Annotated in this window: 18 protein-coding genes; 10 read left to right on the top strand and 8 right to left on the bottom strand. The window is 67.6% G+C overall.

Going from position 1 to position 19843, the window contains the following annotated elements; all coding sequences use genetic code 11:
• Positions 1-107 precede the first annotated feature (107 nt).
• The gene (htpX, locus tag ACZK08_RS13425; protein ID WP_065181924.1) at positions 108-974 is read left to right on the top strand and encodes a protease HtpX; all 867 of its coding nucleotides are present in this window, start codon (positions 108-110) and stop codon (positions 972-974) included.
• A 479-nt stretch (positions 975-1453) separates the two neighbouring features.
• Here the strand turns inward: htpX and ACZK08_RS13420 are convergent, their stop codons facing one another.
• A complete protein-coding gene (locus ACZK08_RS13420; RefSeq protein ID WP_053520092.1) occupies positions 1454-2281 on the bottom strand; it encodes an inositol monophosphatase family protein in 828 nt (275 codons plus the stop codon).
• A gap of 120 nt (positions 2282-2401) precedes the next feature.
• Here ACZK08_RS13420 and ACZK08_RS13415 point away from each other — a divergent pair, with 120 nt between their 5' ends.
• From ACZK08_RS13415 to ACZK08_RS13405, 3 genes are read left to right on the top strand one after another with little or no spacing between them, the layout of a single operon-like run.
• Positions 2402-3172 carry an RNA methyltransferase gene (locus ACZK08_RS13415; RefSeq protein WP_053520091.1) on the top strand — a complete coding sequence of 257 codons (771 nt, stop codon included), beginning with the start codon at positions 2402-2404 and terminating at the stop codon, positions 3170-3172.
• 47 nt (positions 3173-3219) lie between these two features.
• The gene (locus tag ACZK08_RS13410; protein ID WP_478452236.1) at positions 3220-4152 is read left to right on the top strand and encodes a phosphate/phosphite/phosphonate ABC transporter substrate-binding protein; all 933 of its coding nucleotides are present in this window, start codon (positions 3220-3222) and stop codon (positions 4150-4152) included.
• On the top strand, positions 4149-6275 hold the full coding sequence (locus ACZK08_RS13405; RefSeq protein ID WP_053520089.1) for a putative bifunctional diguanylate cyclase/phosphodiesterase: 2127 nt from the start codon (positions 4149-4151) through the stop codon (positions 6273-6275). The genes ACZK08_RS13410 and ACZK08_RS13405 overlap by 4 nt, the downstream gene beginning before the upstream one ends.
• Positions 6276-6335: 60 nt before the next feature.
• Here the strand turns inward: ACZK08_RS13405 and epmB are convergent, their stop codons facing one another.
• Positions 6336-7352 carry an EF-P beta-lysylation protein EpmB gene (gene epmB, locus ACZK08_RS13400; RefSeq protein ID WP_065181925.1) on the bottom strand — a complete coding sequence of 339 codons (1017 nt, stop codon included), beginning with the start codon at positions 7350-7352 and terminating at the stop codon, positions 6336-6338.
• 121 nt (positions 7353-7473) lie between these two features.
• On the opposite strand from epmB, the gene efp reads away from it, so the two are divergent.
• The 5 genes from efp to ACZK08_RS13375 all read left to right on the top strand — a co-directional run bounded on the left by efp (position 7474) and on the right by ACZK08_RS13375 (position 11695).
• Positions 7474-8040: an elongation factor P gene (gene efp / locus ACZK08_RS13395; RefSeq protein WP_053520087.1), complete on the top strand. Its 567-nt coding sequence runs from the start codon at positions 7474-7476 to the stop codon at positions 8038-8040.
• Positions 8041-8202: 162 nt separating this feature from the next.
• Entirely contained in the window at positions 8203-9546 is a 1344-nt protein-coding gene (locus ACZK08_RS13390; protein WP_053520086.1) for a TRZ/ATZ family hydrolase, read from the top strand.
• A gap of 24 nt (positions 9547-9570) precedes the next feature.
• Positions 9571-10287, top strand: a complete 717-nt coding sequence (gene ubiG, locus ACZK08_RS13385) for a bifunctional 2-polyprenyl-6-hydroxyphenol methylase/3-demethylubiquinol 3-O-methyltransferase UbiG (protein WP_065175506.1) — start codon at positions 9571-9573, stop codon at positions 10285-10287.
• Positions 10284-10979: a phosphoglycolate phosphatase gene (locus ACZK08_RS13380; protein ID WP_065181926.1), complete on the top strand. Its 696-nt coding sequence runs from the start codon at positions 10284-10286 to the stop codon at positions 10977-10979. Before ubiG ends, ACZK08_RS13380 begins: the two co-directional genes overlap by 4 nt.
• Positions 10980-10990: 11 nt before the next feature.
• Complete coding sequence (locus ACZK08_RS13375) at positions 10991-11695, top strand: squalene/phytoene synthase family protein (RefSeq protein WP_065181927.1); 705 nt, start codon at positions 10991-10993, stop codon at positions 11693-11695.
• Positions 11696-12142: 447 nt separating this feature from the next.
• Here the strand turns inward: ACZK08_RS13375 and ACZK08_RS13370 are convergent, their stop codons facing one another.
• The 3 genes from ACZK08_RS13370 to yidD are packed head-to-tail and all read right to left on the bottom strand — an operon-like array spanning position 12143 to position 14590.
• Entirely contained in the window at positions 12143-12988 is an 846-nt protein-coding gene (locus ACZK08_RS13370) for a M23 family metallopeptidase (RefSeq protein WP_065181928.1), read from the bottom strand.
• A complete protein-coding gene (locus ACZK08_RS13365; protein ID WP_065181929.1) occupies positions 12988-14334 on the bottom strand; it encodes a dihydroorotase in 1347 nt (448 codons plus the stop codon). The genes ACZK08_RS13370 and ACZK08_RS13365 overlap by 1 nt, the downstream gene beginning before the upstream one ends.
• Before the next feature lies 1 nt (position 14335).
• Positions 14336-14590, bottom strand: a complete 255-nt coding sequence (gene yidD / locus ACZK08_RS13360) for a membrane protein insertion efficiency factor YidD (RefSeq protein WP_053519683.1) — start codon at positions 14588-14590, stop codon at positions 14336-14338.
• A 272-nt stretch (positions 14591-14862) separates the two neighbouring features.
• Between yidD and dksA the strand changes: the two genes are divergently transcribed.
• A complete protein-coding gene (dksA, locus tag ACZK08_RS13355; RefSeq protein WP_065181930.1) occupies positions 14863-16080 on the top strand; it encodes an RNA polymerase-binding protein DksA in 1218 nt (405 codons plus the stop codon).
• Between the two features lie 541 nt (positions 16081-16621).
• Here the strand turns inward: dksA and ACZK08_RS13350 are convergent.
• From ACZK08_RS13350 to cysS, 3 genes are read right to left on the bottom strand one after another with little or no spacing between them, the layout of a single operon-like run.
• Positions 16622-17869: an MFS transporter gene (locus ACZK08_RS13350; RefSeq protein ID WP_065181931.1), complete on the bottom strand. Its 1248-nt coding sequence runs from the start codon at positions 17867-17869 to the stop codon at positions 16622-16624.
• Positions 17866-18318 (bottom strand): SufE family protein, encoded by a 453-nt coding sequence (locus tag ACZK08_RS13345; protein WP_053519686.1) that lies wholly within the window; start codon positions 18316-18318, stop codon positions 17866-17868. The genes ACZK08_RS13350 and ACZK08_RS13345 overlap by 4 nt, the downstream gene beginning before the upstream one ends.
• Before the next feature lie 35 nt (positions 18319-18353).
• Positions 18354-19730 (bottom strand): cysteine--tRNA ligase, encoded by a 1377-nt coding sequence (cysS, locus tag ACZK08_RS13340; protein ID WP_065181932.1) that lies wholly within the window; start codon positions 19728-19730, stop codon positions 18354-18356.
• Between the last annotated feature and the right edge of the window lie 113 nt (positions 19731-19843).

The following is a 19843-nucleotide window of genomic DNA, read 5'->3' as shown; positions in this document are numbered from 1 at the left end:
AAGGGGGAGGTCATGCTGGCTGAATCGTCGGTCAGGTTGGTGCTTGAATTCAAGCTGACCGCACCGCAAATTGGCGGATATCGACCCCTTCCGAGCCGGAATTTCCCATGTTTACCCGCATCGCACTCTTTCTAGCCACCAACTTTGCAGTGCTGATCCTGGCCGGCATCGTGATGTCGCTGCTGGGGGTCAATCCGAACCAGATGAGCGGCCTGCTGGTGATGGCTGCGATTTTCGGCTTCGGCGGTTCCCTCATCTCGCTGCTGTTGTCCAAGTGGATGGCCAAGCGCTCCACCGGCGCGGTGGTGATCACCGAGCCACGCAACCAGACCGAGCGCTGGCTGCTGGCTACCGTCGAGCGCCAGGCCAAGGCGGCCGGCATCGGCATGCCCGAAGTGGCGGTCTACGATGGCCCGGAGATCAACGCATTCGCCACCGGCGCCAACCGCAACAACGCGCTGGTGGCGGTGTCCACCGGTCTGCTGCAGAACATGAGCGAAGATGAGGCCGAAGCCGTACTGGGCCACGAGATCGCCCACGTGGCGAATGGTGACATGATCACCATGGCGCTGCTGCAGGGTGTGCTGAATACCTTCGTGATCGTGCTGGCGCGCGTGGTCGGCGGCGTCATCGACAGCGCGCTGTCGGGCAACCGCGAAGGCGGCGGCCGCGGGTTCGCCTACTACATCATCGTGTTCGTGCTGGAGATGGTGTTCGGCCTGTTCGCGACCATGATCTCGATGTGGTTCTCGCGCCATCGCGAGTTCCGCGCCGATGCCGGTGGTGCCTCGCTGGCGGGTCGCCATAAGATGATCGCCGCGCTGGAGCGCCTGCAGCTCAACCACGGCCAGAGCACGCTGCCGACCCAGATCGCCGCCTTCGGCATCGCCGGTTCGACCGCGAAGAAGCTGTTCATGAGCCACCCGCCGCTGGAAGAGCGCATCGCCGCGCTGCGGGCCTCGACGGTGGTGTAAGCCTCCGGTTGCAACGCACTGCTACAGGAACGCCCGGCCCCGTGCCGGGCGTTTCTGTTTGCGCGTCGGCAGCATCGACGCGCGCCCGCAGGATCGTTTCCGCGACTGCGGAGGGGTGTCACTTTCAAGGTCGAAGGCGAAGCGGCCGCTTCGCTCGCCGGGCATGGCCCGGCGCTACCCGTCATCGTCGTGCAGCTGTGGTTCTTGACCTTGGGTCCGCCTTGAGCGAGCCGAGCACCGCAGGTCCGGCGAGGGCGAAGAGGTGCGGGTGTCTGAGCGCAGCGAGTTCCCGCACCGTCCCTCGACGGACCGAGGAGCGCAGGGAACCGGCGTGCACAGCACGTCGGCTCGCGTCCTGGCGGCGTGTTTCTTTGGTTACTTTCTTTGCACGAGCAAAGAAAGTGACAAGCACGATCACTGCGGATACGAAAACGGCACCTTCACAGGTGCCGTCTCCATGAACCGCTTTACAGGGAAGCTCAGAACTTCGCGTCGAACTCGGCCGCATAGCCCGTGTTGACCAGCACCTTCTGCAGCGACTCGGCCACCTTCAGGTTGCCCGCCACCACCTGCTGGGTTTCCGGACCGCGGTTGTCCATGCGTGCAAGCGGCGCTCCCTTGAAATCGCACACCTTGCCACCGGCCTCACGCACCAGCAGCACGCCGGCCGCGATGTCCCAGGCCTTCACCCCGGCCTCGAAGTAGGCGTCGGCGCGACCGCAGGCGACATAGGCCAGGTCCAGCGCAGCGGAACCGGTACGGCGGATGTCCTCGGCCTGCACCAGCAGGGCATCGACCGCCTTCAACTGGGCGCCGGCACGGGCGCGCTCGCGCGGAGCGAAGCCGGTCTGGATCATGGTGCCGCCCAGGTCCTTGCGATCCGCCACGCGGATGCGACGGTCGTTCAGCACGGCGCCCGCGCCACGGCTGGCGGTGAACAGCTCGTTGCGCAGCGGATCGAAGATGACCGCGTCGGTCGGCTCGCCGTTCTCGACCAGGGCGATCGATACACAGTAGTGGGGGACGCCGCGCAGGTAGTTGCTGGTGCCGTCCAGCGGATCGATGACCCACATGTGGCGATGTTCGCCCTGCACGCCGCCTTCCTCGCCAAACACGCCGTACTCGGGATACGCGCGCTTGAGCTCCTTGACGATGACCTTTTCCGCGTCCGCATCGACTTCGCTGGCGTAGTCCATCCGCCCCTTCTGCACCACGTTCAGTGCCTCGAGCTTGTTGATGTTGCGCAACAGGACGTTGCCGGCGAGGCGGGCGGCCTTGACCATGACGGTGACGGCGGGTTTCTGCATGGCGTGGGCTCCCGGAAAGGCAGAAGGGTAGGACTGGCGGGGGAAAAGAGCGGGTCCGGCGCAGTGGCCGGCCGCACAGTTTACCATTGGTCATCGTCCAGCTCGACCTTTTCCCTGTTCATGTCCCAGTTCCCCGCCGCCACCCGCCTCCGATTCGTCCTGGTCGGAACCCAGCATCCCGGCAACATGGGCGCCGCCGCCCGCGCCCTGAAGACCATGGGCCTGGCCCGCCTGGTACTGGTGGCCCCGGAAAAACCGCTGGACGAGGAGGCATTCCGCCGCTCGGCCGGCGCCGAGGACGTGCTCGGCGATGCGCCCGTGGTGGCCACCCTGGCCGAGGCCGTCGCCGACTGCCGTCTGGTGCTGGGGTGTACGGCCCGCGCACGCCGGGTCCAGCTGGAGGAGTACCTGCCCGCCGACGCAGCGGCCCGTGCGGTCGCCAAGGCCGGTGAGGGTGCCGAGGTGGCGCTGGTGTTTGGCCGGGAACGGACCGGCCTGACCAACGAGGAGCTGCAGCTGTGCCACGCGGCGGTGCACATTCCGTCCGATCCGGCGTTCAGTTCGCTCAACCTCGCCGCCGCCGTGCAGGTGTTGGCCTACGAGGTGCGCATGCAGCTGCTCGGCGCCCAGCCTGCCGTTGGCGCCGAACCGGGCTTTCGTGAGCAGGTGGCCAGCCACGAACAGATGGAGAGCTTCTTCGCCCAGCTTGGCGACACCCTGGACGAGATCGATTTCCACAAGGGCCGTGCGCCGGAGTCGGCGATGCGCAAGCTGCGCCGCCTGTTCCTGCGCAGCGAGCCGAGCGAGCAGGAAGTGCGGTTGCTGCGCGGCATCCTGGCTGATGCCCAGCGCATGGCGCGTCTGGCCAAGCCGGGCAGTCACAACGGCTGACGACGTTCTCATTTTTTCGGGTAGTCTGTCCGGATACCCAGGGGGGGATGAAACCGGTGTCGGGTCTGCGAACGGCAATGCAGGGGGCGCTGCTGAGCCTGGCCATGGTCCTGCTGGCCGGAACGGTGCGCGCTGCGCCGGATCCGGTGCTGGTGCTGGGCCGGATCAGCGACGATCCCAAGGCCCATTACCAGCAGCTGCAGCCGCTGCTGGACTACGTGGTGGCACGCATGCACGACGTCGGCATCCAGGAGGGGAGGATACTGATGGCGCGTGATCCGCAGCAGATGGCCAGCTATCTGCGGCGGGGGCAGGTCGACTGGGTCACGGAAACCGCCGGAACCGCAGTGGCGCTGGGTCAGCGCAGCGGTGCGCGGCCGTTGCTGCTGACCGAGCGCAATGGCGTGCGTGAGTACCAGACCGTATTCTTCGTGCGCCGCGACAGCCCGTTCCAGCGGCTGGAGGACCTGCGGGGCCACCGCCTTGCGCTGCAGAACACCGCATCCACCAGCGCCTACCTGGTGCCGGTGATGACGTTGCTGGGCCACGGGTTGTCCCCACAGATCCTCGCGGGTACGTGGGACGCTCCGGGCACGGACAGCGTCGGCTATGTGTTCGCCCGCAGCGAGCTGAACATCGCCACCTACGTGCACAAGGGCGTGGCCGATGGGGGTGCGGTGAGCAGCGTGGACTGGAACGATGAACGGCGCATGCCGCGGGCGTTCCGGCGCGACTTCCGCGAACTGTTGCGCACGGAGCCCTATCCTCGCTCCGTGGAGGTGGTGCGCGCCGACCTGGATGCACGCGTCCGTGACCGCCTGCAGGAGGTCCTGCTGCAGGCGGCCAGTGATCCACAGGCACAGGCGGCGCTTCACCGTTTTTTTGGTACTTCCGGTTTCCACCGCGTCGACGCGCATGCGCAGCAGCGGCTGGATGAATTGAAACAAGGATTGACGCGCGTGCGGATGGAAGTGGAATGAAGTGGCTCGGCTCGGGAATGCAGGCGCGGTTCCTGCTCGCGATGGGCGGGGCGATGCTTGTGGTGGTGGCGATCCTGGCGGTGCTGCTGGGGCGGCAGGCGGCGATGCAGAGCGAGGTGCGCAACCTCAGCGGCGGCGTCATCCATGAACTGTTCGACCGCAGCGTGCGCAGCCGCGGCGAAGCGATCGCCCGTGAGCTTTCCGATGCGCTGGCCAACCCGCTGTACTACCACGATCTGGACCAGGTCGGCGCACTGGTGCGCAGCACGTCGCGGCAGCCCGTGGTGCGCTATGTGCTGGTGTTCGACGAACGTGGCCGGCTGGTGCACGACGGTTCGGTGGAGGTCGCCGCCTTCGGTCAGCCGATGGGAGACCCCCTTGCACCGGGCGCGATCGCCGCGCGGACGCTGGTGGTGCAGCAGTCGCCAAAGGTGCTCGACAACACGATGCCGATCATGGTCGGCAACCAGCGCATCGGCGGCGTCCGCGTCGGCATGGCGCTGGACGAAGTTCAGCAGCGCGAGCAGGCCGCCAACGCAACGCTGGGCGAGCGCCTGCAGCAGGTCGGCAGCCGTCATCTGGGCTGGCTGCTGCTGATGCTCGGCCTGCTGGTGGTGATCGGCGTGGCGGTGATCTTCTACGTGCAGCGCACCCTGGTCGCGCCGATCCGCGACCTGGCGGTGGCGGCTCGTCGCATCGAAGCCGGCGACTACCAGGCGCCACTGCTGGAGAATACCCGCGACGACGAGGTCGGCGAGCTGGTGCGGGGGTTCGCCCGCATGCGTGATGCCATCGCCCGCCACGACCGCGAGGTGCGGCATATGGCCTACACCGACGCACTGACCGGCCTGACCAACCGGTTGGCGTTCCGCGAAGCCCTGGACCACCGGCTGATGGCCGCGCGTGCGTCCAAGCAGCGGTTGGGCCTGTTGTTTGCGGACATCGACGATTTCAAGCGGGTCAACGATACCCTCGGGCATGAAGCGGGCGACGAAGCACTGCTGCAGTTTGCCCAGCGGATCGGCCGCGCCGTCGCCGAGGCCGGGGGCGATGAGGCGCTGCTGGCCCGTTTTGGCGGCGACGAGTTCGTGATCCTGGTCGGCGACGGCGATGTCGCTGCCAATGCGCGGCTGCTGGCCGAGGTGCTGGTGCGCGAACTGGGCAAGCCGTTGGTGGTGCAGGGCAGGGAGCTGTTCCTGGGCACCTCCATCGGCGTGACCCTGTTCCCGGACGATGCCGCAGACGCGACCACACTGCTGAAGAACGGCGACATCGCCATGTACCAGGCGAAGATGGCCGGCAAGAATTGCTACCGGTATTACAGCCGGGCGATGGACCATGCTGTCGAGCGCCGCGTGCACATGGAACAGGAACTGCGCGGCGCCTGGGAGCGCGGCGAGCTGCGCCTGGCCTACCAGCCGATCTTCCGCACCCGCGACCGGCGGATGGTCGGCGTCGAGGTGCTGCTGCGCTGGCAGCACCCCACTCTGGGCACGATCCCGCCGTCGGTGTTCATCGAAGTGGCCGAGCAGAGCGGGCTGATCGAGGTGATCGGGCCGAAGGTGCTGCGCGCGGCCTGCATGGAAGCGTCGCAGTGGCCGCGCAGTGCGGGCGGCGATGATCTGTTCGTGTCGGTGAACGTGTCGCCCCGGCAGCTGCGTGGCGGCGAGCTGCCGTCACTGGTCGCACAGTGCCTGCATGAGTCGGGGCTGCCGGCTTCGCGCCTGCATCTGGAACTGACCGAGACCGCCGTGATCGGTGATGAGATGGTGGCCGCGCAGTTGCTGGACAAGCTGCATCGCACCGGCGTCAAGGTGTGGCTGGACGACTTCGGCACCGGCTTCTCGGGCTTGAGCCACCTGCGCCAGGTGCCCGTGGACGGCGTGAAGATCGACAAGAGTTTCATTGCCGACATGCAGCGTGATCCGGACGACCTGGCGCTGACCACGGCGATCATCGCCATGGCCCACGCGCTGGGCATCACGGTGGTTGCCGAGGGCATCGAGCAGCAGGCGCAATTCGAGCTGCTGGCCCAGCGCGGCTGCGATCTTGGCCAGGGCTACTGGCTGAGCCACCCGGTCACCGCGACCGAAGTGGTGCGGATGATCGAGTCCGGCGTCTGAATCCTGGTTCAGGGGTCAGATCCCTTTCTGCAGGAAACGGCTCTGACCCCGGCGGGATCGCTACAGCGGGCGCTTGCTCGGGTCGCCGGGGAGTTCCCGCACCAGCTTGGGAACCAGGTAGCCGGACAGGCGCGCGGTCAGGCCGGCGATCAGCTCCCTGGCGCGGGTGTCATCCACCTCGAAGTGGGCCACGCCCTCGACCCGGTCCAGCTGGTGCAGGTAATAGGGCAGCACGCCGGCGGCAAAGCTGCGTTCGCTCAGCTCCTGCAGCGCCTGCACGCTGTCGTTGACGCCACGCAGCAGCACTGCCTGGTTCAGAAGCTGTGCGCCGGTCCCACGCAGGCGCGCCATTGCCGCGTCCACGCTGGCATCGAACTCGTTGCGATGGTTGGCATGGACCACGATCGCCAGCGGCCACGGCAGGCTGCCCAGCCAGGCCAGCAGCTCGTCGTCGACCCGTTCCGGCAGCACGATCGGCAGCCGGGTGTGGATGCGCAGGCGACGGATGTGCGGAATCCGCCGCAGCGCGTCGGTCAGTTCGACCAGCTTGTGGGTGGCCAGCGACAGCGGATCCCCCCCGGACAGGATCACTTCGTCGATATCCGGATCGGCGGCGATGGCGTCCACCGCTTCCCACCAGCCGCCCTTGGCGGCATTCTCAGCGGCGTAGTCGAAGTGCCGGCGGAAACAGTAGCGGCAATTGATTGCACAGCTGCCGGTGGCGATCAGCAGCGCCCGGCCCCGGTACTTCTGGATGACCCCGGTCGCCTTCCTGGCCGCACCATCGCCCACCGCGTCGAAGCTGAACCCGGGAACGACCTGCATCTCGTCATCGACCGGCAGTACCTGGCGCAGCAGCGGGTCGGTCGCATCGCCCTTGCGCATGCGGGCCACGAATCCCTCCGGTACGCGCAGCGCGAACTGGGCCATGGCCGCCTCGGACACGCCCAGTGCGACCGGATCCAGCTCCAGCCGCGCCAGCAGTGCGTGCGGGTCGCGCAGCGCCTGGCGCCAGAGTTCCTGCCAGCGTGCGGGTGCACCCGGCGACGACGGGCGGGGAAAGGCGGAAAGCTGCATGGAGAGGGGGCCTGCGGTTATCATGGGGGCAGAAAAACAGTCGCCCACCGGCATCCGGTGGGCTTTCCATTCTACCGGCTCGCCGCACCCGCGGCGGTTTTGCCATTTGAGGAGCTTGAGCATGGCCACTGTGGGCATGAATGACGTCAAGAACGGGATGAAGATCCTGGTCAACAATGAACCGGCGGTCATCACCGATACCGAATACGTCAAGCCGGGCAAGGGCCAGGCGTTCACCCGCGTCAAGTACCGCTTCATCCGTTCGGGCCGCGTGGTCGAACTGACCATGAAGGCGACCGACGACCTGGAAGTGGCCGACGTGGTCGACACCGACATGAACTACATGTACAGCGATGGCGAGTATTGGCACTTCATGGATCCGGAGACCTTCGAGCAGGTCCAGGCCGACAAGGCCGGCATGGGCGGCGCCGAAAAGTGGCTGAAGGGCGAGGAAGCCTGCATCGTGACCCTGTTCAACGGTGCGCCGATCTTCGTGCAGCCGCCGAACTTCGTCGAGCTGAAGATCACCGAAACCGATCCGGGCGTCCGCGGTGACACCTCCGGCGGTGGCGGCAAGCCGGCCACGCTGGAAACCGGTGCCGTGGTCCGCGTGCCGCTGTTCGTCAACCAGGATGAAGTCATCCGGGTCGACACCCGTTCGGGCGAGTACTCCTCGCGCGTGAAGTAATCCGGCGCAGCCGGATGACCTGTGAGCCGGGCCCAGGCCCGGCTTTCCGGGCATCGCCCGGAACCCGTTGCCGGCGTCCACGGCGCCGCAACGGACAGCCGCCGGGCGTGGCCCGGCGCTACCGCCTCCCGTGAGGTTCTCCCCCCAGCCAAGTGAGCCTGCATGAGCGACAGCCCGCACCTCCCCGAAGCCTGCGACCTGCTCATCGAAGCCGGCTACGTCGTTCCGATCGAACCGCATGCCGTGGTGCTGGAAGACCATGCCGTAGCCGTGCGTGGCGGCGAGATCGTGGCCGTGCTGCCGCGTGCCGAAGCGCGGGCGCGCTTCCGTGCCGCGCAGGTGGTCAGCCGTCCGGACGCCGCGCTGATGCCGGGCCTGGTCAACGCGCACACGCACAACCCGATGACCCTGCTGCGCGGCGTTGCGGATGACCTGCCGCTGATGACCTGGCTGCAGGAGCACATCTGGCCGGTGGAAGCGGCGGTGATCGGCCCCGAGTTCGTCGCCGACGGCACCACGCTGGCGATTGCCGAGATGCTGCGCGGCGGCACCACCTGCGCCAACGAGAACTACTTCTTCGGCGACGTGCAGGCGGCGGTCTACAAGAAGCATGGTTTCCGCGCGCTGGTGGGGGCGGTCATCATCGATTTCCCGACCGCTTGGGCGAAGAGCGACGACGAGTACTTCGCCAAGGCCGGGGAACTGCACGACCAGTGGCGCAACGACAGTCTGATCGGCGTCGCGTTCGCACCACATGCGCCCTACACGGTCAGCGATGCCAATTTCGAGCGGGTGCGGATGCTGTCCGACCAGCTCGACATGCAGGTGCACCTGCATACCCATGAGACCGCGCAGGAAGTCAGCGACTCGATCAGGCTGCATGGCCAGCGTCCGCTGGCGCGACTCGATCGCCTCGGCCTGGTCAATGACCGGTTGATCGCGGTGCACATGACCCAGCTGACCGACGCGGAGATCCACCTGTGCGCCGAGCGTGGCGTCAGCGTGGTGCACTGCCCGGAATCGAACCTGAAACTGGCCTCCGGCTTCTGCCCCGCCTGCGCCCTGCAGCGCGCAGGCGTGAACCTGGCCATCGGTACCGATGGCTGTGCCAGCAACAACGACCTGGACATGTTCAGCGAGAACCGCACCGCGGCGATCCTGGCCAAGGCTGTCGCCAACGACGCCACTGCGCTGGACGCGGCCACCACGTTGCGCGCTTCCACGCTCGGTGGTGCCCGTGCGCTGGGCTTCGGCGAGCGGATCGGCTCGATCGAGGTGGGCAAGCAGGCCGATCTGGTCTGCGTGGACCTGTCCGCGCTGGAAACCCAGCCGCTGCACAACGTGCTTTCGCAACTGGTGTACGCCACCGGCCGGCAGCAGGTGAGCGACGTCTGGATTGCCGGCAAGCCCAAGCTGGTGCAGCGCGAGCTGGTCGGCATGGACCTGCCGGGCATCATCGCCAACGCGCGCCAGTGGCGCGAGCGCATCCGCCATATCCGCGCCTGAACCCCGGCGCTGCAAGGATTCCCCATGACTGCCCCGCATGCTTCCTCCAATTTCGATCAGGCCGAGCTGGACAAGTTCGCCGCACTGGCCAACCGCTGGTGGGACGCCGATGGTCCGCAGAAGCCGCTGCATGCACTGAACCCGGTGCGCCTGAAGTACGTGGCCGACCGCGTGCCGCTGCGCGGCGCACGCGTGCTCGACATCGGCTGCGGTGGCGGCCTGCTGAGCGAAGCACTGGCCCAGGCCGGCGCCGATGTCACCGCCATCGATCTGGCCCCGGAGCTGGTCAAGGTCGCGCGGCTGCACGCACTGGAAAGTGGTGCCAAGGTCGACTACCGGGTGCAGGCCGCCGAGGACCTGGCCGCTGAACAGCCGGGCAGCTTCGATGTGGTGACCTGCATGGAGATGCTCGAGCACGTGCCGGACCCCGGCGCGATCATCGAGGCCTGCAGGCGGCTGCTGAAGCCGGGGGGGCACCTGTTCCTGTCGACCATCAACCGCACGGCCGCCGCATTCGCGGTGGCCATTGTCGGTGCCGAATACGTGGCGCGCCTGTTGCCGAAGGGCACCCACCACTACCAGGAATTCATCAGGCCGGCCGAACTGGCACGCTGGTTGCGCGAGGCTGATCTGCAGCTGGCCGATGTCAGCGGCATGGCATACGAGCCGTGGCGCAACCGTGCCCGCCTCAGCACCCGCACCGACATCAACTACCTGGCCTACGCGGTCAAGCCGGCATGACCGCCACGCACTTCCCGCGCGCGGTGCTGTTCGACCTGGACGGCACCCTGCTGGACAGTGCGCCGGACTTCGTTGCCACCTGCGACGCCATGCTGGCCGAGCGTGGACGCGCGCCGATCGATCCGGCGCAGCTGCGCCCGGTGGTGTCCAAGGGCTCGCGGGCGATGATCGCGGCGGCCTTCCCGGACCTGGATGCGCATGCGCGCGACGCGCTGATCCCGGAGTTCCTGCAGCGCTATGAAGCGTTGATCGGCCAGCACGCGGTGCTGTTCGATGGCGTCGCCGGCATGCTCGCCGCGCTCGATGCTGCTGGAACGGTATGGGGCATCGTTACCAACAAGCCCGAGTACCTGGCGCGGTTGATCCTGCCGCAGCACGGTTGGCAGCAGCGCTGCGCCGTGCTGGTCGGCGGCGACAGCCTGGCCGAGCGCAAGCCGCACCCGCTGCCGCTGCTGCACGCTGCGCAGGCGATCGGTGTCGCGGCAAGCGACTGCGTGTATGTCGGCGACGACGAGCGCGACATCATCGCGGCGCGCGCCGCGGCCATGCCATCGGTGGCAGCGCTGTGGGGCTACCGCCTGCACAGCGACGACCCGTTGGCCTGGCAGGCCGATGTACTGGTCGAGAACGCCGCACTTCTGCAACTGGCCAGCCTGTGGCCAACCCGGCCGGCACGCCCGGCCCACCCGTAAGGACGATCGTAGTGAGCAGCACCGCGCTGGAAAGCTTCCTCGACAAATGGCGCAGCCGTTGGCCGGAATGGTCGGTGGCCGCGCCGTTCGTGGCCGAATCGCACCGTGAGTTGGCCGTAGCGTGGTTCGCGCTGCTGCAGGAATTCGACGACATGCTCAATACCAGCGGCGATCCGTTGCCGGCCGATGCCAAGCTGGCATGGTGGGGCGAGGAGCTGCGCAGCTGGGAAGGACAGCGTTCGCGCCATCCGTTGGGTCGTGTGCTGGAACCGGTGCGTGCGCCGTGGGCGCGGTTGGCGGAAACGCTGCCGGATCTGGTGGAGGCACGCACCGTCGCGCCGGATGCGGCCAGTGCCGAAGCCGCGCTGGCCCGCTACGCTGAAGCGGTCGCGGCCGTGGAAGTGGTGTTGTTCGATGACAGGCCGCGGACCGGTGCGGGCCGGGCCGTGCAGTTGCAGACGCTGGCCCAGCGCCTGCAGGACGCAGGCGTGGCCGGCGTGCCGCGCAGCCTGCTGGACGAGGACACCCGCTCCGCCGCGCAGCGCTGGGCGCAGCAACTGTTGAAGGGGTGGGGCACGCGCGTGCCCGGGCCGCGCCCGCGCCGCGTGTGGTCCAGCCTGGCCCGTGCACGCCTGACGGCCCAGGCGGCCGGCAAGCCGATCGAGGCGACCCCGCTGCGCACCCTGCTGCGGGTGTGGTGGGCCGCACGCGGCTGATTCCGTTGCCGCTGCGCTCGCCGGGCATGGCCCGGCGCTACCGGGTTGCAGGTTGTTGATTCCGTTGCCGCTGCGCCGCCGGGCATGGCCCGGCGCCACCGGGTCGCGTGTCGCTGATTCCGTTGCCGCTGCGCTCGCCGGGCATGGCCCGGCGCTACCGGGTTGCGCGTCGCTGATTCCGTTGCCGCTGCGCTCGCCGGGCATGGCCCGGCGCTACCGGGTTGCGCGTCGCTGATTCCGTCGCCGCTGCGCTCGCCGGGCATGGCCCGGCGCTACCGGGTTGCCGGTTGTTGATTCCGTTGCCGCTGCGCTCGCCGGGCATGGCCCGGCGCTACCGGGTTGCAGGTTGTTGATTCCGTTGCCGCTGCGCTCGCCGGGCATGGCCCGGCGCTACCGTTTGGTGGCTCTGGTAGCGCCGGGCCATGCCCGGCGAGGGGCGCGCGCGGGTTACTTCCGCTCCAGCACCAGCAGAGGATCGATGCGGGTGTCGAACCAGTTCATGCCCCAGTGCAGGTGTGGGCCGGTGGCACGGCCGGTGGCGCCGACTGCGGCGATCACCTGGCCTTGTTCCACACGGTCGCCAACTTTTACGTCGATGCGCGACAGATGCAGGAAGTTCGAGCTGACGCCGTAGCCATGGTCGATCAGCAGCGTGCCACCGGTCAGGTACAGGTCGGGGCCGGCAAAGGTGACCACCCCGGCGGCGGGTGCCTTCACCGGGGTGCCGGTGGGTACCGCGATGTCCATGCCGGAATGGCCGGCACCGGGCTGGCCGTTGTAGACGCGGGCATTGCCGAAGCGGCCGCTGATGCGGCCCTGCACCGGCCAGATGAAGGTCTGGGTGAAGTCGGTGCGGTCATCGTCGCGGGCACGCGCAGCGGTTACCTGTGCCTGCTCGCGCTTGATCCGTTCGGCAATGGCGGGCGGAGGATTGACCGTCTTCGGCGGTACACCGTTGACCCGTTCGGTCGGCCAGTCACGCGGCGTCACCGAGATGGTGGCCGTTTCGCTGCCGCCGTCCGGGCGCTGCACCTGCACGCGCAGCGGTCCCTTTTCATCACGGCCGATACCGAATACCACGCTGCCGTAACCGCTCACGCGCAGCGAGCGGCCGGCATACTGCACCCGGCTGCCGGCGGGAACCTTGCCGATCACCAGCGCGCCTTGCGACGCACTGGCAGGAAACACCACGCGGCTGTCGATCAGGCTGCCGATGCCATCCTGGGCCTGTGCCGCAGATACGGCCCAGAGGGGGGCGGCAACCAGCACCCCCAACATGAGGAACCCACGCATCAGCGGTCGTAGGTCAAGCGCTGGCCGGCCGGCTCGCCCACCAGCGTGCTGCCGTCCCACACCCGCTGGCCGTTGACCCAGGTGGAGGCGATGCGCGACCGGAAGGTCGTGCCTTCAAACGGCGACCAGCCGCACTTGGAGAGCACGTCCTCGCGCTTGACCGTGAACGGCACGTCTTCCACCAGCACGAGATCGGCGAAGTAGCCTTCGCGCAGGAAGCCGCGCTGCTCCACGTCGAACAGCTGGGCCGGGGCATGCGCGAATTTCTGCACCACCTGCTCACGGGTCAGTTTGCCCTCGTGCACGCGCTCCAGTGCGGCCACCAGCGCGTACTGCACCAGCGGCAGGCCGGACGGCGCCTGCGCATAGGGCTTCTGCTTCTCCTCCCAGGTGTGCGGGGCATGGTCGGTGGCCAGCACGTCCAGCACGTCGTCGGCCAGCGCGGCGGTGATCGCCTCGCGGTCGGCCACGTCCTTGAGGGCCGGATTGCACTTGATCAGGTTGCCCTTGGTGGCGTAATCCGGGCGGGCGAAGTGCAGGAAGTGCACGCAGGTTTCGGCGGTGATCTGCTTGCGGCTGCCATCGGCCCGGATCAGCGGGCCCTTCTCGAACAGTGCCAGTTCGTCGGCGGTGGAGATATGCAGGACGTGCAGGCGGGTGCCGTGCTTGCGTGCCAGCGACAGCGCCAGCCGCGTCGACTTGATGCAGGCTTCGCGCGAACGGATGTCCGGGTGCATGTCCGGGGTCAGCGCGTCGCCGTATTTTTCCTGGAAGGCTTTCAGGTTGGCATCGATCATCGGCGTGTCTTCACAGTGCGTGATGATCGGGGTCGGACACTCGCGGAAGATCGCGTCCAGTGTTTCCGGGTTGTCCACCAGCATGTTGCCGGTGGACGCGCCCATGAACACTTTCACGCCCGGCGCCTTCTTCGGATCGAGCTGGCGGATGGCCTCAAGATTGTCGTTGCTGGCCCCGTGGTAGAAGCCGTAGTTGGCCCAGGCGCGGCCACGCGCCAGTTCGTACTTGGCTTCCAGGATGGTGGAGTCCAGCGTCGGCGGATTGGTGTTGGGCATGTCCATGAAGCTGGTCAGGCCACCGGCCACGGCCGCTGCCGATTCACTGGCGATATCGCCCTTGTGGGTCAGGCCCGGCTCGCGGAAGTGCACCTGGTCGTCGATCATGCCGGGCAACAGCCAGCGGCCGGCGGCGTCCACCACCTGCTCGCCCTCGCGCGGCGCCAGCCCGGTGCCGATCTGCGCGATGCGACCGTTCTCGATGCGCAGGTCGCCGTCGAAGGTGCGGCCTTCATTGACCATGCGGGCATTGGTGATGAGCGTGGAGGACATGTCAGTGTTTTCCTGTGCAACGGCATGAAGGGGTGTCGGTGCGTTCGGGCACGAGGTCGACACCGCCGGGGTGGAAGGGGTGGCAGCGGCCGAGCCGGCGCGCGGCCAGCCAGCTGCCGCGTAGCGGGCCATGCAGGGAGATGGCTTCCATCGCGTATTCAGAACAGCTGGGCACGAAACGGCAGCGTGGCCCCAGCAGGGGGCTGATGAAGCGCTTGTAGAAGCGCAGCAGGGCAATGAGCAGGCGCGAGATCACCCAGTCATCTTATGCCAGTTGGCATGAAGGCCGCATTTGTGCAGGATGGGCCGTTGGTCGCATGTCGCCGATGGCCTGCGACCGGTACCGGCACCTTCGGGTGCCGGCCAGGTTCCGTACCGCGCGAGGCGGTCCGTGTTCGTCGGACTGCCCCTTGGGGGCCTTGACTCCAGGACTGAATGGAGTGGGGCTGTCGAGGTTGCTGCTGCGGGTCGGGTAGGCTATAAAGGCCCGCTTTCCCGGGCCCCGGGGAATCCAAGGAAGAGCGTTTCGTGGCTGCTAAAAAAACTGCAAAGAAGGCCGCAAAGGCCGCCAAGAAAACCGCCAAGCCTGTTGTGAAGAAGTTGGCGGCAAAGCCCGTTGTCAAGAAGCCGGCGGCCAAGCCGGCGACCAAGGCAGCGTCCTCGCAACCGGCGGCCAGGAAGGCCACCGCGAAAAAAACGCCGGCCAAGGCAAGCAAAGCGGCCGTCAAGAAGGCCGCTGCGCCGGTCAAGGCCAAACCTGCTGCTGCCAGCAAGAAGGCGCCGGCAGTGAAAAAGGCCGCCAGCAAGGCGGTGCCGGTGAAGAAGGCTGCTGCCAAACCGGCTGCGAAGAAGCCGGCAGCCAAGCCGGCGCCGAAGGCGGCGGTGAAAAAGCCGGTTGCATCGCCAGCGGCAAAGAAGGCCGCGGCGCTCAAGCCGGCGGCCAAGCCTGCCGCTGTAAAGAAGGTCACCAAGAATATCGCCACGCCGGCTGCCAAGCCGGCACCGGCCCCCGTAGTGAAGTCCGCACCGAAGCCTGCCGCAACGCAGGCTCCGGCCAAGCCTGTCCCGGCCAAGACCGCGGCAGGTGCTGCAGCCAAACCGGCATCCAAGCCGGCCTCGGCCGCTGCACCTTCCGCGTCGACCGCCCCGCAATCCAAGAATCCCGTGCCCGTTTCGAAATCGCCTGCCAAAACCGCCGTGAAATCCGATCCCGCTCCGAAGACCGTGTCGCGCCCTGTCGGCAAGGTCGCCGTGGCCGTCGCCGCCCGCTCGGCCGCCCCGGCCCCGCGCAGCAAGTACAAGGTCGTCGAGTACAAGACCGACGAGGCCACCGGCCGCCCGATCCTGCCGGCCGGTTACAAGCCGTCGTCGGAAGAGGAATACATGAGCCCGCTGCAGCAGGAGTACTTCCGCCAGCGCCTGCAGAACTGGCGCGCGGACCTGGTGGAGGAGTCCAAGCAGACCATCGAGAATCTGCGCGAGGAAGTGCGTGACATCGGCGACGAGGCCGAGCGTGCGACCCGTGAGACCGAGAACTCGCTGGAGCTGCGCACCCGCGACCGCTACCGCAAGCTGATCGGCAAGATCGACAGCACGCTCAAGCGCCTGGAAGCCGGTGATTACGGCTACTGTGTGGACACGGGTGAAGAGATCGGTCTGGAGCGCCTGGAAGCCCGTCTCACGGCCGAGCGCACCATCGACGCCCAGGAGCGTTGGGAGCACCTGCAGAAGCAGCAGGGCGACTGATTCCCGGTCGTTGTCTGGTCATGCAGAAAACCCGGCCTTGGCCGGGTTTTTTGTTGGGTTCACGTTGGCTGTGTAGAGCAGCGCCTTCCGGGTATCAGGTGGAGCCCGCGGGTGTAAGCTCGGCCGCGGTATCCATGCCGCGGACGGTCCTGCCCGGCCCCACCGACAGGCTCTCGACGCATCCCTGCGTGCGCGGCCGATGTAGAGCCGAGCCCACGCTCGGCTCAGGCCGAAGCCGGAGGGCAAGGAATAGCAAAAGCAAAAGCAAAAGCAGCCAAGCATGGCTTGGCTCTACCAGGAGCGGTCATGCGTGCGCTCGCGGCTGTTGGGTCCGCCTTGTAGCGAGCCGAGCACCGCAGGGCACTGGCGCGCAGCGCCGGCTCGCGGATGGCGGCGTGTTTCTTTGGTGACTTTCTTTGCACGAGCAAAGAAAGTTACACCCCGCCGCGGTCGCGGAAGAAGCCCGCCGGGCGCGGCCCGGCGCAACCGCTGCTTGGGCGCACGGAAATGCGCAGCCGAGCATGGGCTCGGCTCTACAGGTTCACTGCAGGTCGCGAAGATTCAACTTCCGCAGCGTCGGGTTCTTCCATGCCGTGATGCCGGCCACGCTCAGCACCGCGAAGCCCCCCAGCACCACTGCCGGTACCAGGCCCAGCAGTCGTGCCATCGTGCCGGCATAGAAGGCGCCCAGTTCGTTGGACGAACTGATGAAGATGCCGTTGATCGACGATACCCGCCCACGCATTTCCTCGGGCGTCGCCAGCTGCAGGATGGTCGAGCGGACCACCACCGACACGCCATCGAAGGCGCCGTAGAACAGCAGGATCAGCGCTGACAGCCAGAAGTGCTGCGACAGCCCGAAACCGATCACGCACAGCCCGAAGCCCGCGACCGCAGACAACAGCACCCAGCCGGCGTTGCGGTGCAGGGGGTGCCGGGCAAGCCACAGGCCCACGCCGATCGAGCCCAGAGCGGGCGCAGCGCGCAGGATGCCCAGCCCTTCGGGTCCATGGTGCAGGATCTCATGCAGGAAGGCGGGCAGCATTGCCACCACACCGCCCAGCAGCACCGAGAACATGTCCAGCGCCATCGCGCCGACCATGATGCGGTTGCCGACCACGAAGCGCGCACCTTCAGCGATGCTCTGGAAGATCGGTGCTGCGGGGCCGCTGTGCACCGGTTCCTCCACCTTCAGCGTGGCCAGGCAGGCCACTGCCACCAGCGCGAAGGCCGTCGCCACGCCATAGGACAGCCCCTTGCCTCCCAGGCCGACCAGTACGCCGCCCAGCGCCGGACCCACCACCATGCCGGCCTGGAACACCACGGCGCCCAGTCCCGCACCGCGTGCGAACTGCTCGCGCGCCAGCACGCGGGCGAACAATGCATTGTAGATCGGCGAAAGAAAGGCACGGACCATGCCGGTCAGTGCGATCGCCGCATAGATCGGCCATACGCCGTGGAACGGCAGCCAGCCCTTGGCCACGCTGGTCAGTACCAGTGCGGTGGCGATCAGGCCGGAGCAGGCGACCATTCCCAGCTTGCGCCGTGGTAGATGGTCGACCAGATAGCCGGCGAACGGGGCCACGCAGAAGAACGGCAGCACTTCGGCCAGACCGATCAGGCCCAGCGAGAACGGATTGCGGGTAACTTCGTAGATGTGCCAGCCGACGGTGACGGCCACCACCTGGTAGGACAACATGGCGAAGATGCGGTAGGCCAGCAGCTTGGCGAAGCCCGGCCGGGCCAGCAGGCCCAGCGCCGTGTCTTCGGCCGGGGCGGTCCCGCTCACGGGTGTCCGCGCTGCAGCTGGGCCTGCGCCGTCTCGCGGATGAAGGCCAGCATCGCTGCGACGCCGTTGCTGCGGGTCGGCGAAAGATGGCGGGCCAGGCCGATGTCCTGGATGTAGCTCGGCTGCGTGTCCAGGATTTCCTGTGCCGAGCGCCCGGAATAGACACGCAGGGCCAGGAAGATCAGGCCGGAGACGATCGCCGAATCACTGATGGCGTGGAAGCGCAGCGACTGCGCATTGCCTTCCGGAACGATCCAGACCATCGACTGGCAGCCGAGCAGGCGGTGTTCTTCGGTCTTCCACTCTTCGGGGAAGGCCGGCAGCTTGCGGCCGAGGTCGATCAGGTACTGGTAGCGCTCGGACCAGTCGCCGAAGAAGCCGAATTCCTCGGCGATGGCGGCCTGGGCCTCGGCGGTGGTGGGTTCAAGCGGAAACGGGGAGTCGATCACTGCAATCTCTTCGGTGGGGGCGTGGCGGGCGCGGATCAGCCGCGCTTGCGCGACCAGCGCACGCCCTGCGGGGTGTCTTCCAGCACGATGCCTTCGGCGGCCAGCTGGTCGCGGATGGCGTCGGAGCGGGCGAAGTCACGCGCCTTCTTGGCGGCGGCGCGTTCATCGATGAGGCCCTGGATGCGCGCATCCTCGCCATCATCGTGGGCAACGGTGCCGAACCACTGCGCCGGGTCGGCCTGCAGCAGGCCCAGCGCCAGACCCGCACCGAGCAGCTCGCCTTTCAGGCGCGCCTGTTCGGCCGGCTCGATGGCGCGGCGTGCTTCGGCGGCGATGCGCGCCAGTTCGGCCAGTGCCTGCGGCGTGTTGAGGTCGTCATCCAGGGTTGCCTCGATCGTGGCCGGGATCACCGCCACGGCCGGAACCGCGGCGAGCTCGCGCAGGGTGCCGTAGAGGCGGTCCAGCGTGCGCACCGACTGTTCGATCAGCGCGTCGGACCAGTCCAGCGGCTGCCGGTAGTGGGCCGACAGCAGGGCCAGGCGCAGCGCTTCCGGCGGGTGCTGGCGCACCAGGTCGTGCACGCGTTCGATGTTGCCCAGCGACTTGCTCATCTTGGCACCGCCGAAATTGAGCATGCCGTTGTGCAGCCAGAAGCGGGCGAAGATCTTTCCGCCATGGGCGCATTCGCTCTGCGCGATTTCGTTCTCGTGGTGCGGGAACTGCAGGTCGACACCACCGGCATGGATGTCGATGGTCTCGCCCAGATGGGCGGCAGCCATCGCCGAGCATTCGATGTGCCAGCCGGGGCGGCCACGGCCCCACGGCGACGCCCAGCCCGGCAGGTCGTCGGTGGACGGCTTCCACAGCACGAAATCGCCTGGATCGCGCTTGTACGGCGCGACATCGACGCGGGCGCCGGCCAGCATTTCTTCCGGGTCGCGGCGGGAGAGCTTGCCGTAGCCATCGAAGCTGGCAACGGCGAACAGCACGTGGCCCTCGGCGGCATAGGCATGACCGTTGGCGATGAGCTGCTCGATCATGGTGATGATCTGCGGCATGTGCGCGGTCACTTCCGGTTCGATGTCCGGCGGCACCACGCCCAGCGCGGCCATGTCCTCGCGGTAGGCGGCGGCGAAACGGTCGGTGATGGTGCTGATCGGCACCCCCTGTTCGCGCGCGGCCGTGTTGATCTTGTCATCCACGTCGGTGATGTTGCGGGCGTAGCGCAGGGCGCCGAAACGCCGCCGCAGCAGGTCGGCCAGCACGCCGAACACCACCGGACCACGAGCGTTGCCGATGTGCACGTAGTTGTAGACCGTCGGGCCGCACACATACAGGGTCGGACAGGCCGGGTCGAGCGGAATGAACGGTTCGAGCTGGCGTGTCAGGTTGTTGTGCAGGCGCAGGGTCATGGGGGTGTGGCTGGGGGACAAGCCTGCGATTTTAGAACGTGTCGGCCCCCTTTGGGGCGACCGCCTGCCACCGGTGGACCCAGGGGCCACCCAGGTGGGGTGGGCAGGAGCGG

This window comes from Stenotrophomonas sp. 112478_Sma (assembly GCF_056479905.1).
The sequence above is the reverse complement of the archived record's forward strand: the minus strand, read 5'-3'. Positions and strand labels throughout refer to the sequence as shown.